General features: G+C 68.6%; 12 protein-coding genes and 1 riboswitch. Of the genes, 5 read left to right on the plus strand and 7 right to left on the minus strand.

From position 1 onward, the window contains the following. Window positions 1-240 precede the first annotated feature (240 nt). Window positions 241-369: a hypothetical protein gene (locus tag AB0L97_RS33895; protein ID WP_364437807.1), complete on the plus strand. Its 129-nt coding sequence runs from the start codon at window positions 241-243 to the stop codon at window positions 367-369. A 173-nt stretch (window positions 370-542) separates the two neighbouring features. Here AB0L97_RS33895 and AB0L97_RS33900 read toward each other — a convergent pair whose 3' ends face one another. Both AB0L97_RS33900 and AB0L97_RS33905 read right to left on the minus strand, forming a co-directional pair. Continuing rightward, window positions 543-1,760: an NADP-dependent isocitrate dehydrogenase gene (locus tag AB0L97_RS33900; RefSeq protein WP_355079025.1), complete on the minus strand. Its 1,218-nt coding sequence runs from the start codon at window positions 1,758-1,760 to the stop codon at window positions 543-545. Window positions 1,761-2,115: 355 nt separating this feature from the next. Continuing rightward, window positions 2,116-3,609, minus strand: a complete 1,494-nt coding sequence (locus tag AB0L97_RS33905) for an MFS transporter (RefSeq protein ID WP_355079023.1) — start codon at window positions 3,607-3,609, stop codon at window positions 2,116-2,118. 132 nt (window positions 3,610-3,741) lie between these two features. Here AB0L97_RS33905 and AB0L97_RS33910 point away from each other — a divergent pair, with 132 nt between their 5' ends. Beyond that, window positions 3,742-4,455, plus strand: coding sequence for a TetR family transcriptional regulator (locus AB0L97_RS33910; protein ID WP_355079021.1), 714 nt, complete (start codon window positions 3,742-3,744; stop codon window positions 4,453-4,455). A 52-nt stretch (window positions 4,456-4,507) separates the two neighbouring features. Further along, window positions 4,508-4,618: riboswitch (SAM riboswitch) on the plus strand. 217 nt (window positions 4,619-4,835) lie between these two features. Further along, window positions 4,836-5,993 (plus strand): homoserine O-acetyltransferase, encoded by a 1,158-nt coding sequence (locus AB0L97_RS33915; RefSeq protein ID WP_364437814.1) that lies wholly within the window; start codon window positions 4,836-4,838, stop codon window positions 5,991-5,993. Window positions 5,994-6,056: 63 nt separating this feature from the next. On the opposite strand, the gene AB0L97_RS33920 is transcribed toward AB0L97_RS33915, so the two are convergent. After that, window positions 6,057-6,434 carry a helix-turn-helix domain-containing protein gene (locus AB0L97_RS33920; protein ID WP_364437817.1) on the minus strand — a complete coding sequence of 126 codons (378 nt, stop codon included), beginning with the start codon at window positions 6,432-6,434 and terminating at the stop codon, window positions 6,057-6,059. 69 nt (window positions 6,435-6,503) lie between these two features. Here AB0L97_RS33920 and AB0L97_RS33925 point away from each other — a divergent pair, with 69 nt between their 5' ends. Beyond that, window positions 6,504-7,151: a nitroreductase family protein gene (locus tag AB0L97_RS33925; RefSeq protein ID WP_355079015.1), complete on the plus strand. Its 648-nt coding sequence runs from the start codon at window positions 6,504-6,506 to the stop codon at window positions 7,149-7,151. Window positions 7,152-7,189: 38 nt separating this feature from the next. Here the strand turns inward: AB0L97_RS33925 and AB0L97_RS33930 are convergent, their stop codons facing one another. Next, a complete protein-coding gene (locus AB0L97_RS33930; RefSeq protein ID WP_355079114.1) occupies window positions 7,190-7,435 on the minus strand; it encodes a DUF3017 domain-containing protein in 246 nt (81 codons plus the stop codon). Between the two features lie 217 nt (window positions 7,436-7,652). On the opposite strand from AB0L97_RS33930, the gene AB0L97_RS33935 reads away from it, so the two are divergent. Then, window positions 7,653-8,117, plus strand: coding sequence for a tRNA (cytidine(34)-2'-O)-methyltransferase (locus AB0L97_RS33935; protein ID WP_355079013.1), 465 nt, complete (start codon window positions 7,653-7,655; stop codon window positions 8,115-8,117). Between the two features lie 15 nt (window positions 8,118-8,132). Here AB0L97_RS33935 and AB0L97_RS33940 read toward each other — a convergent pair whose 3' ends face one another. From AB0L97_RS33940 to AB0L97_RS33950, 3 genes are all read right to left on the minus strand, one after another. Next, window positions 8,133-8,366 (minus strand): DUF167 domain-containing protein, encoded by a 234-nt coding sequence (locus AB0L97_RS33940; RefSeq protein WP_364437822.1) that lies wholly within the window; start codon window positions 8,364-8,366, stop codon window positions 8,133-8,135. Beyond that, window positions 8,323-9,315, minus strand: a complete 993-nt coding sequence (locus AB0L97_RS33945; protein WP_364437825.1) for a DUF4349 domain-containing protein — start codon at window positions 9,313-9,315, stop codon at window positions 8,323-8,325. Before AB0L97_RS33945 ends, AB0L97_RS33940 begins: the two co-directional genes overlap by 44 nt. An 88-nt stretch (window positions 9,316-9,403) precedes the next feature. Next, window positions 9,404-12,757: an error-prone DNA polymerase gene (locus tag AB0L97_RS33950; RefSeq protein WP_364437828.1), complete on the minus strand. Its 3,354-nt coding sequence runs from the start codon at window positions 12,755-12,757 to the stop codon at window positions 9,404-9,406. Window positions 12,758-12,768: the final 11 nt, after the last annotated feature.

A 12,768-nucleotide genomic window follows, 5' to 3' on the forward strand; every position in this document is an offset into this window, starting at 1 on the left:
CCCACGTGCCGCCGACGAACTACGCAGGTGAACAGGAGAATTCGCCCAATACGGACGGGCGACCGTAGTCGGCCCGCCACCTTCGAGCATCGTCGCGGTGCCAGCTATCGGCTCGGGCCATGCCCGCGCCGGAAGATCGCCGCGCCCCGGCGATGCGCATCCGCCGATACTGCTGTACAGCGGCTCCCTCGCCGCGCAGGCCGAGCACGCGACATCCGCACGGCCAGCCGCAAGCAAGGCGTGGCGACCGATCTGCTCGATCCCCTGCTGCGACTGTTCGAAACGGAGGTCGAACGCGGCAACGGGGCGGCCGGTTTCACCCGCGCTTTCGCGGGCCTGCTCGATCCCGCCGGAGTCGGCGCGAGCTGACAAGCGGCGACATCGCGAGGCATGCGCGACGGGCCGACGCCCCCAGCGAATCGGTCGCGAAACAGTCCGGGCACCCGTTCCACCGGAGGTGGGGCGGGTGCCCGATGTTCAGCCCGGCGCTGGGTGACCACCCAGCGCCGGAGTCGGCCGAGCGACGCGGCTCGGCCCCGGGATCAGCGCAGCGCGCGAGCCAGGTTGGCGTCCAGCGCGCCGAGGAACTCCTCGGTGCTCAGATAGCCCTGGTCACCGCCGACGAGCAGCGCGAGATCCTTGGTCATCTGGCCGCCCTCGACGGTCTTGATGACGACGTCCTCCAAGGTCTGCGCGAAGCCGATGACCTCGGGGGTGTTGTCCAGCTTGCCGCGATGCTCGAGCCCGCGGGTCCAGGCGAAGATGGACGCGATCGGGTTGGTCGAGGTCGGCTTGCCCTGCTGGTGCTGGCGGTAGTGCCGGGTGACGGTGCCGTGGGCGGCCTCGGCCTCACAGGTGCGGCCGTCCGGAGTCAGCAGCACCGAGGTCATCAGGCCGAGCGAGCCGAAGCCCTGCGCCACCGTGTCGGACTGCACGTCGCCGTCGTAGTTCTTGCACGCCCAGACGTAGCCGCCCTCCCACTTCATCGAGGAGGCGACCATGTCGTCGATCAGCCGGTGCTCGTAGGTCAGGCCCGCGGCGTCGAACTGGCTCTTGAACTCGGCGTCGAAGATGTCCTGGAACGTGTCCTTGAACATGCCGTCGTAGGCCTTGAGGATGGTGTTCTTCGTCGACATGTACACCGGGTAGTTCTGCTGCAGGCCGTAGTTGAACGACGCCCGCGCGAAGTCCTCGATGGACTTGCGGAAGTTGTACATGCCCAGGACGACACCGCCCTCCTCGGGCATCTTCACGACCTCGTGCACGATCGGCTCGCTGCCGTCGTCCGGGGTGAAGGTCACGGTGACGGTACCGCCCTGGAACACCTTGAAGTCGGTGGCGCGGTACTGATCGCCGAAGGCGTGACGGCCGATGATGATCGGCTTGGTCCAGCCCGGCACCAGCCGCGGAACGTTCGAGATGATGATCGGGGCCCGGAAGATGGTGCCACCCAGGATGTTGCGGATGGTGCCGTTGGGCGACCGCCACATCTTCTTGAGGCCGAATTCCTTGACTCGCGCCTCGTCCGGGGTGATAGTGGCGCACTTCACACCGACGCCGTGCTTCTTGATGGCTTCGGCGGCGTCGACGGTGACCTGATCATCGGTCTTGTCGCGGTATTCGATGCCGAGGTCGTAGTACTCGAGGTTCACGTCGAGATAGGGGTGGATCAGCTTGTCCTTGATGAACTGCCAGATGATCCGGGTCATCTCGTCGCCGTCGAGTTCTACGACGGTGCCTTCAACCTTGATCTTGGACATGGATCTTCGTGTCCTCCTAGGATGGTGCCCTCATTGCACGGCCAGGCGAACACGCTTGTGAGCGGACCCCAGCTGTTCCAACAGACAACGTATATGTCCCGCGTTGTCGGCGGGACATGTGGTGCAAACAAGACAAGCGTACTGCTGCCGAAGTCCTCACCGCACGGGCAGCCCCCGGAGTGAGCTGGACCACCTTTGCTACCGATTGGTAGGCAATGCCTTCCAGCGCCTCGGCGGGCACCCGCGCAACCGCCGTCGCCGCCATGATCCGCCTTCCGTTCCAGCACAGCAACCGCCTGGCACACGACGAGGCCCGCGCGGCGTCAGCACGCCGCGCGGACCTCGTTCCGGTGGATCAGACCGCGACCGGAAGCCGTGCCCCGTCCTCGGAACCTTCGATCAGGTTCTCCGGCCGGTCCCGGATCATCAGCGCGATGATCGGGACGGCCGCCAAGAAGAACCCGGCGCCGACGTAGAAGGCCACGTCGTAACTGTGGATCGCGGCCCGCGCGGCCAAGTTGTCGATGCCAGGGTTGTCATGCGCGAAGGTCTTGGCGACCTGCACCGAGATGGTGGTCAGCAGCGCCGTGCCGACCGCCCCGCCGACCTGCTGCGCCGCGTTCAGCAGCGCGGAAGCGACGCCGGAGTCCTCTTCCTCCACCTGATGCAGCGCGACCGTCTGCATGCCGACGAACAGCGGACCCATACCGAGCGCGATGAGCACCTGAGCGGGCAGCACACCGGCGAGGAAGCTGTCACCGAAGCTCAGTTGAGCCAGCAGCACCAGGCCGACGACGCCCAGCACGGCCCCGGCCAGCATCAGCGGACGCGGGCCGAGCTTCGGCAGCAGAGCGCTGGTGACACCCGCCGAGATCGCGATGCCCGCCGGGAAGGGCAGGAACGCGAAGCCCGCCTTCAGGGCGGAGTAGCCCAGCGTGATCTGGAAGTAGAAGCTCAGGAACAGGAACATCGCGAACATCGCGATCGGGATGAGCAGCGCGGCGAGGAACGCGCCGCCCCGGTTGATCTCACCCGGGATGTGCAACGGCAGCAGCGGGTTCGCCGAGCGCCGTTCGATCGCGACGAAGGCGACGAGCAAGGCCAGCCCGGCGACCAGCAGCGCCAGCGTGCTGCCCGCCAGCCAGCCGTCGTCGGCGGCACGACTGAAGCCGTACACGATGGAGATCAGACCGAGCGTCACGGTGACGGCTCCTGGCACGTCGTATCCCCCGCTGCGCGGCGCGGGCACGTCCTTCGCCACCCAGGCCAGCGCGCCGAGCAGCGCGATCAGCGCGATCGGCGTGTTGACCAGCAGGCACCAGCGCCAGGAGGCGTATTCGGTGAGCGCGCCACCGGCGATCAGCCCCAGCGCCGCACCACCCGCGGAGATGCCCGCGAACACACCGAACGCGGTGGCCCGCTCGCCGGGTTCGGTGAAGGTCACCGACAGCAGCGAGAGCGCGGCCGGAGCCAGCAGTGCGGCGAACGCGCCCTGCAACGCGCGTCCGGCGAACAGTTCCGCGCCGGTCTGCGCGAGACCGGCCAGCGCCGACGCACTCGCGAAGCCGATCAGGCCGACGATGAAGATCCGGCGTCGGCCGAGGTAGTCGGCCAGCCTGCCGCCGAGCAGCAGCAGGCCACCGAAGATCAGCGTGTAGGCGGTGAGCATCCATTGCCGGTTGCCGTCGCTGATGTCGAGATCCCGCTGCGCGAACGGCAGCGAGATCGTCACGATGGTGGCGTCCAGCACCACCATGAGCTGGGCTAACGCGATCACTCCCAGCGCGAGCCAACGCGCTGAACCGCTCGCCCGCTGCGGCGCGTGCACCGCTGTCGCGGTCTCGGTCACGGTCTTCTCCTCGTCCTCGATGTCCGGAGCAATCCTGTCATCTAGCGACATTTGTCGTCAAGCGCAAAATGTCGTGTTACGACATTTGACCGTTACGGACAGGAAAACGGCAGGTTGCGTTAACATGGGGGCATGCTCGAGTTATCGGCGCCGACGGGCGCGGGCGCAGCGGCCGACCGCGCCGCCGGCGGCCCGGCGACCCAGGGCCTGCGCGAACGCAAGAAGCAACAGACCAGGCTGCGGATCATCGCCGCGGCCCTGGATCTGTGCGACACACAGGGCTTCGACGCGACCACGATCGAGCAGATCGCCAACGCCGCGGACGTCTCGCCGCGCACGATCAACCGCTATTTCGACAGCAAAGAAGACATCGTCCTGGGGCCCGTGCAGGATTTCGGGCAGACCATCGCCGAGACGCTGCGCGAGTTGCCCCGCACGGGCAACGAACTCGGGGCGCTGCGCCAGGCCTTCCTGCACGTGGTCGATGAAGCCGCCGCAGCGGGCGAGGCGGATCCGCTGTCGTTCCGGCAGTTCCAGAAGATGCAGCGGATTCTGCGCAGCAGCCCGTCGGTCAGCGCGCGCAGCATGGAGCACGCCGACGACAAGAACCACGCGATCGCCGCCGTGGTCGCCGAGCGCCTCGGCACCACGCCGGACGCGCGCCCGGTGCGGCTGATCGTCGGCACCTGGCAACTGATCGGCCACATCGGCATGGAGTGCTCCGACGATGTGTTCCTCGACGACGACCTGGCGGTCGCGGCCAGGGCGGGGCGGGCGGCGTTCACCGAGGCCTACGACGAGTTCGTGCGCACCTGCTGCGGGGCACCGACCGCTGCGGACCAGTGAGTTCGACGGAGGATTTCGGGCGCTGACCGCCCGCCGGTTATGATGCCGGGCAGGTCATGAGTACCAGCGTCAAGCCCCGGCTCGCTGGTCGGCAACCCTCCAGCCGCGGTGGGGTGCTCCGGGTGATGACCTGGCTCCCGAGAGCCGGGAGCAAGCGCGTAACAGGAGGTCGCCGGCATGTGTTGTTGTTCGTTACCCACACACCGCTAACCCCTGCTGTACCGGCGAACACCTGCTTGGGAGCAAACCATGAGTGAATTCACCGCGCCCGGGGCCGAGCGAGGCCCGGCGCAGTCGGCCCCGCACAGCCGTGGTGCCGAGTTCGGGGTCGTGCGCTTCCTCCCGGATCCTCCGCCCGCCGGTTTCGCGGGGGCGGCGACATGACCGTGAACACCGAACCGATCGCGCGGACCTCCGGCATCGCCCTGCCGCCCCCGGATGGACAGCTCGGCACCATCGCCATCGGGGACGTGCGGCTGGAGAACGGCGCGGTCATCCCGGACGTCCACCTCGCGGTACAACGCTGGGGTGAGCTCTCCCCCGGCATGGACAACATCGTGCTGGTCGAACACGCGCTGACCGGCGACTCGCACGTCGTCGGCAAGCCCGACGGCGTGCACCCGCTGCCCGGCTGGTGGGACGGCATGGTCGGTCCCGGCGCGCCGCTGGACACCGACGAATGGTGTGTGCTCGCGACGAACGTGCTCGGCGGCTGCAAGGGCAGCACCGGGCCGTCCACTGCCGCTCCGGACGGAAAGCCGTGGGGCTCGCGTTTTCCCGAGATCTCCATCCGCGATCAGGTGACCACCGAAGCCGCTCTGCTCGACCTGCTCGGTGTCGAGCGGCTCGCGGCCGTGGTCGGCGGGTCGATGGGCGGTATGCGGGTGCTCGAGTGGATGGTCGGCGCACCGGATCGGGTCGCCGCGGCGCTGGTGCTCGCGGTCGGAGCCCGCGCCACCGCCGATCAGATCGGCACCCAGACCACCCAGATCGCGGCGATCACGTCCGATCCGGACTGGCAGGGCGGCGACTATCACGGCACCGGCCGCGCCCCGACGACGGGGATGGCGCTGGCCCGGCGGATCGCGCACCTGACCTACCGCACCGAGTTCGAGCTGGATCACCGGTTCGAGAACAAGCCGCAGGGCGACGAGGACCCGTGGAACGGCGGACGCTACGCGGTGCAGAGCTACCTGGACCATCAGGCCGAAAAGCTCTGCAAGCGTTTCGATCCCGCCACCTATGTGCTGCTGACCGAGGCGATGAACCGCCACGACGTCGGCCGCGGCCGGGGCGGCATCGAGGCGGCGCTCTCGGCGACGCCGGTGCCGTGCGTGGTCGGCGGCGTCGACTCCGACCGGCTCTATCCGCTGCGGACCCAGCAGGAACTCGCCGATCTGCTGCCCGGATGCGACGGACTGGAGATCGTGCACTCCCGCGACGGGCACGACGGATTCCTCACCGAGGCGGCGGCGGTGTCCAAACTGCTGACCGAGACCATGCGCCTGGCCCGCGCCGGTGTGCGCCCCGAACGCTGACAAGGGTCCACTTCCCCTCGCGCCCGCACTGATCGGTACCTCGCGCCGTGATGCCGTCCACTCTCAGAGCGCTGCGGCTCGCCGCGCCGCTTCGATGCGGTTGATGTTGGTTTCGATCCACTCCCGCAGCGCCGCTATCGGCGTGCGCAGACTGTGCCCCAGCCCTGTCAGCGTGTAGTCGACTCGTGGCGGGATCGTGGGATGCACTGTGCGCGTGACGAAACCGTCGCTCTCCAGTTGCCGCAACGTCTGCGTCAGCATCTTCTGGGAGATGCCATCGATACGGTGGCGCAGATCGGTGTAGCGCATGGTGCCGTCGGCGAGCGCGTCGATGATCAGGACCGTCCATTTCCCCGCGATGTGGTCGAGGATCTCCCGCGTGGGGCACTTCGCGGAGTACACGTCGGCGGGTAGGCCGGAACCTTCTATATAAGTGGGCACCTATTAGAGTGTAGCGCACCAAATAGTGCCTTCTTCCCATTGGAGTGTGACTCTCCGATAGTTAGAAATATGGAGACAAAGACACTTTCGGTAGCCGATGCGATCCGTGGACGTCGCACGGTGCGGCACTATCGCCCCGACCCGGTGGCACCCGAACTGATCGAAGAGTTGCTCGAGCTGACGATGCAAGCGCCGAGCGCATGGAATATGCAGGACCGGTCGATCGTGGTGGTGACCAGCGAATCCGGCCGCGCCGCGCTGTCGGAGGCGGCGTTCGGCCAGCCGCAGCCGAGGGAGGCGCCGGTGGTGCTGGTCTTCGTCGCCGACGCCGCCGCCTGGCGAGACCGCAACGCCGACATCGCCGAACTAGCCGGTCGCAACGGCGCGTGGAACGCCGAGTTCACCGCCATGTTCGACACACGCGCCGAGTATTTGGCGCTGGAACAGCGCGGACTGCTGCGGGAGAACGCCGTCAAGAACGCGATGATCGCGGCCACCTACGCGATGCTCGCGGCGACCGGGCTCGGCTTGGCCTCGGCGCCGATGAACGGCTGGGACGCGGAGTCGGTGAAGCAGGCCATCGGTATCGGCGACCGGGCAGATCTCGCCATCGCGGTACTGGTCACCATCGGCTACAGCGACGCCGCCCCTCCGCACCCGGGGCGTCGTCCGCGCGAGCGGACGGTCTTCGCCGAGCGATTCGCCGCTGCCCGCTGAGCACAAGGGCGACCCGGCCATCGCTGGGTCGCCCGCCCTCAGCCGACGCCGAGCGTGTTGATCGTGGCCGCGAGGAACAGGATGCTCGACCCCAGCAGCGTCAGCGCGCCGACGTCGAACGGCTTGCTGCGCACCGCCAGCAGCCCCACCCGGGTAGTCGGCAGGCATAGCCGGAATGCCGCCGCCAGCAGCGTCGCACCGCCGAAGAAGAACGTCCCGCGCCGCCAACGATCGGACGCCACGAACACCACCGCCACCACGATGACCAGCGTCACGACGACCATCGGCAGATGAGAACGCAAGAACTCCGCTCCCGAACCGCGGCGTCCGGCCCGGGCGATAGGCGTATCGGCATCGGTCACCTTCCCGATTCTTGCAGACCGGTCCGGTGATCGACGAGTGGCGCATGGCTGCGGCGAATCGCGAGTACTCCCCGCGGCGGTGTGCCACTCGTGTGGGGTGCGGGCGGACGGCTCCGGTGACCTGGTTGACTGATGCGTCGTGTTCCATCTGATGTTCCATGAGCCGTGCATTCCGCCGAATACCGGCAACGCGATCCGGTTGGTCGCGGGGACCGGGTGTCATCTGCATCTGATCGAGCCGTTGGGATTCGATCTGTCGGAGCCGAAGTTGCGCAGGGCCGGGTTGGACTACCACGATCTGGCGTCGGTGACGGTGCACCCGAATCTGGCGGCGGCATGGGAGGTACTGCGCCCGGAGCGGGTTTTCGCGTTCACCACCCAGGGCACCACTCGGTTCACGGACGTGGCCTATCGCGAGAACGACGTGCTGCTGTTCGGCACCGAACCCACCGGCCTGCCCGCGGAGGTGCTGGCCGATCCGCGCATCACCGACCGGCTGCGCATCCCGATGCTGCCCGGTCGCCGCTCCATGAACCTTTCCAACGCGGCCGCGGTGACCGTCTACGAAGCATGGCGCCAACTCGGATTCCCCGGCGGCATTTGAGCTGCGGCGGCGACGTCAAGGCATGTCGATTTCGAATCGTTTGAAGCGGGAGGTCGCACCCGCCGTCAGCCGGACGGCGGACTTGGGGACTCCGTAGTGGCCTGCGAGCAACTCGATGGCGGCCTTGTTGGCCTTGCCTTCGACGGCGGGAGCCCGCACGTACAGTTGCAGGCTCCCGTCGTCGAGGGTCTCCACCAGCGGTCCCTTACGGCTGTTCGGCTTGATCGTCGCCCTTACCACCGTCGGCACTCTTGCCTCCTGCGCTGGTCTCCGCGCCATCCGAGGCGCTGCTCACCGGCTCCGGTGCCGATTCTCCCGCACCAGGCGTGGGCTTGCGCCGCCGCACCAGGCGCACGATCCCCCACAGCACGGCGGCTACCACCGCGAGGAAGCCCAGCCACGGAATCGCTTTGCCGCTGAACACCATCGCGTCCTGCAGCCAGTCCACCAGCGAGTTCCAGCCGGAGACGATGCCGTCCCAGAAGTTGTCGGGGTCGTCGCCGGAGTTCTTGTGATCGGTGGTGACGTCGATGGTCAGCGTGGACAGGGCGACCTGGTCGTCGAGCCTGCGCTTCTGCGCGGTGAGGCTGTCCAGCTCACCCTGGCGGCTGGACAGCGCCTGCTCGGCGGCGATCAGGTCGGAGGTGGTGGTGGCGCCCGCGATGAGTCCGCGCAGCCGGTCGACCGAGGCTTGCAGTGCCTTGATCCGCGCGTCCAGGTCCTCCCAGTGCATGGTGACGTCGTCGCGATTGGTGGTGACCCGGGTGATCTGTCCGACCCCGCCGAGGCCCGCGATGAACGCGTCGGTCTTGTCCGCGGGCAGTCGGACGACGAGCGTGGCGCTTGGCTCGGTGTCGTCGGTGCCGGGCTGCTCGGTGCGGCTGTCGACTCGGCCGCCCGCGGCGCGCACCTGGTCGATGATCGTGCCCGCCGCGGTGACCGGCGCGTCCGCGGTGATCTCGACGCTGCCGGTGACCACCTCCTTGCGGGTGGACGTCGGTTCGGCGCCGGAGTTGTCCTCCCGCTTGGGCGGCGCCTGCTCGTGCAGCCCCGGGGGCACGAGCGCGGGAGCCGCGGGTCCCGGCCCGGTGACGATCGTCGGCGTCCGATCCCGAGCGGGTGCCGCGTTGTCGTCACCGCAGCCGGTGAGCAAGATCAACCCCAGCGCGCCGACGCACAGCACAGCAAGCTTCCTCATGCCTGGCACAGTAGCCGTTCGCACTGCGCGAAAAGCCGCGCATAACGGTTCTCTAGAACGCTTCTAACACTTCCTTAAAGCAACCGGCTCAACGGAAGTCGCGCGATTTGGACGCCATCCGCAGATCCATGCGCTGCAGATGTTCGGCGACCACGCTGACCACGCCCTCGGCATTCTGCACCCGCCCGCGGATGAGCAGCGCGGCCGCGCCTTGGGCCAGTCGCCGGTAGCGCCGCCACAGCCCCAGCGAGCAGACGATGTTCACCATGCCGGTTTCGTCTTCCAGATTGAGAAAGGTGATGCCCTCCGCGGTCGCGGGACGCTGCCGATGCGTCACCGCGCCGCCCACCAGGACCCGCGAGCCGTCGGGCACGGTGCGCAGGCCGGAGGCGGGTATGACGCCGAGGGCGTCCAGGTGGGAGCGCAGGAACTGCGTCGGGTAACTGCCCGGCGAAACGCCCGTGGCCCAGACGTCGGCGGCGGCCGTCTCCAGATCGCTCATCCCGGGCAGGACGGGCGCGGTGGTGGACGCGCCGGTGCCGGGCAACCGGTCCGGGCGCTCACCCGCGGCGGCGCCCGCCGCCCAGAGCGCTTCCCGGCGGGCGCTGCCCAGGCTGCCGAGCGCGCCCGCCGTGGCGAGCGATTCCGCTTGCGCGACAGTGAGTTCCACCCGGCCGGTCAGGTCGAGGAAAGACGTGTAAGGTCGCTCGCCCCTGGCGGCGACGATGCGCTCGGCGAGGTCGTCGCCGATCTGGCGGATCGCGGCGAGACCGAGGCGCACTTCGGTGCCCTTCGCCTCGAGGGTGGGCTCGGCGCGGCTGGCGTTGACGTCGGGACCGTGCACCACGACCCCGTGCCTGCGCGCGTCGGCGACCAGTGATTGCGGCGAGTAGAACCCCATCGGCTGGGCGCGCAGCAGACCCGCGCAGAAGGCGGCGGGATGATGCAGTTTGAACCAGGCCGAGTAGTAGACGATCGAGGCGAAGCTCTGCGAATGACTCTCGGGAAAGCCGAAATTCGCGAAGGCGTAGAGCTTCTCGTAGATACGGTCGGCGACCTCGCCGGTGATGCCGTGCCGCTCCCGCATGCCCTGGTAGAGCCGCGCTTTGAGACGTTCCATGCGCTCCGGTGACCGCTTGGAGCCCATGGCGCGGCGCAGCTGATCGGCCTCCACGGCGGTGAATCCGGCGACGTCGACGGCCATCTGCATGAGCTGCTCTTGGAACAGCGGCACGCCCAGCGTGCGTTCCAGCGAATTCTTCAGCGCCGGATGGTCGTAGACGACGTCCTCGGCCCCGTTGCGCCTGCGGATATAGGGATGCACCGACCCGCCCTGGATCGGGCCGGGGCGGATCAGCGCCACCTCGACCACCAGGTCGTAGAAGCTGCGCGGGCGCAGCCGGGGCAGGGTGGCCATCTGCGCACGCGACTCCACCTGGAAGACACCGACCGAGTCCGCGCGCGAAAGCATCTCGTAGACCTCGGGTTCGGCCAGGTCGAGCGCGTGCAGCTCGACGGTCTCGCCTTCGTGCTCGCGCACCAGGTCGATCATGTAGTGCAGCGCGGAGAGCATGCCGAGGCCGAGCATGTCGAACTTCACCAGATCGATGGCCGCGCAATCGTCCTTGTCCCACTGCAGGACGCTGCGGCCGGACATGCGCGCCCATTCCACCGGGCAGACGTCGGCGATCGGCCGGTCGCAGATCACCATGCCGCCGGAATGGATGCCGAGATGCCGCGGCAGCCCCTCGATATCGGCGGCCAGTTCCAGCACCTCGGCGGGGATGTCGGTGTTCGTCTCCGCGCCCACGCCGGTCCAGCGGCTCACCTGCTTGCTCCACGCGTCCTGCTGGCCGGGCGAGAAGCCCAGCGCCCGTGCGGCATCGCGCACCGCGGACTTGCCGCGATAGGTGATCACATTGGCCACCTGCGCGGCGTATTCGCGGCCGTACTTGCGGTAGACGTGTTGGATCGCCTCTTCTCTGCGATCGGATTCGATGTCGACGTCGATGTCCGGCGGGCCGTCGCGCTCCGGGGAGAGGAAACGCTCGAACAGCAAGTGGTTGCGCACCGGGTCGACATTGGTGATGCCGATCGCGTAGCAGACCGCGGAGTTGGCCGCCGACCCGCGGCCCTGGCAGAGGATGTCGTTGTCCTTGCAGAAGCTGACGATGTCGTGCACCACCAGGAAGTAACCGGGGAATTCCAGGTCGTTGATCACCGCGAGCTCGTGCTCGATCTGCCGGTAGGCCTCCGGGTTCTCCTGGGGAGTCCCGTAGCGCGCCGCGGCGCCCGCCATGGCGAGTTCGCGCAGCCAGGACTGCTCGTCGTGTCCGGCGGGCACGTCGAAGGGCGGCAGGTTCGGAGCGATCAACTGCAGGTCGAAGGCGCATTCGCGAGCCAGGGCCGCCGCGTTCGCCACCGCCTGCGGGCAGTCGGCGAACAACCGCGCCATCTCCGCCCCGGACCGCAGGTGCGCACCGCCCGCAGGGGCCAGCCAGCCCGCTATCTCGTCCAAGCTCTGCCTGGCCCGGATCGCCGCGAGCGCCATGGCTCGGCGACGCCCGCTCGGTGCGGCGAAATGCGCTCCGGTGGTGGCGAGCACCGGGAGGCCGAGACGATCGGCCAGGGCGATGAGATGAGCGTTGCGCTCGTCGTCCTCCGGGATGCCGTGATGGGTGAGTTCCACGCTCACCCGATCGGCGCCGAAGCGGTCGGTGAGTTCCCGCAACGCGGCTTCCGAACGCTCGAGCCGGGTGCTGCCCGCGCGCGAGTCGAGTTCGAGCGCCTGGCGCAGGTGACCCTTCCGGCATCCGGTCAGGATGTGCCAGTGCCCCTCGGCCGCCGCGGTGAGCGTGTCGAGGTCGTAGCGCAGGATGCCCTTCTCCCCTGCGGCCATGTGCGCGGCGGCGATCTCTCGGGAAAGCCTGCGGTAGCCCTCTTGGCCGCGGGCCAGCACCAGCAGGTGCGGCCCGGCCGGGTCCGGCGCGCCGGTGCGCGGCGCCGAGTCGGGGGCGGCGGCGTGCCCGCGCACGGCGCCCGGCACGTGTGGTTCGAGTGCCGTGCCGAGCGACAGTTCGGCTCCGAAGACGGTGGGCATGCCCCATTCCTTGGCCGCCTCGGCGAAACGGACGGTGCCGTAGAAGCCGTCGTGGTCGGTGAGCGCGATCGCCGTCAGGCCGAGCCGCACCGCCTCCTCCACCAGTTCCTCCGGCTGGCTCGCACCGTCCAGGAAGCTGTAGGCCGAATGCGCGTGCAGCTCCGCGTACGGGACCGTCGGTTCATCGACAGGGCGCACCGGCTCGGGCCGGTACTCGCCGCGCTTACGCGACCACGCCGGACTGTCGCCGCCGTCGCCCGGATACGTCACATCGGGGCTCGGCCGCCCGGACAGCACCCGCTCCATCTCCGCCCAGCTGGGCGGACCGTTTCCCCAGCCCACGACTCACCTCC

The sequence above is a fragment of the Nocardia sp. NPDC051911 genome (genome assembly GCF_040681035.1).
GTDB classification, from domain to species: Bacteria; Actinomycetota; Actinomycetes; order Mycobacteriales; family Mycobacteriaceae; genus Nocardia; species Nocardia sichangensis.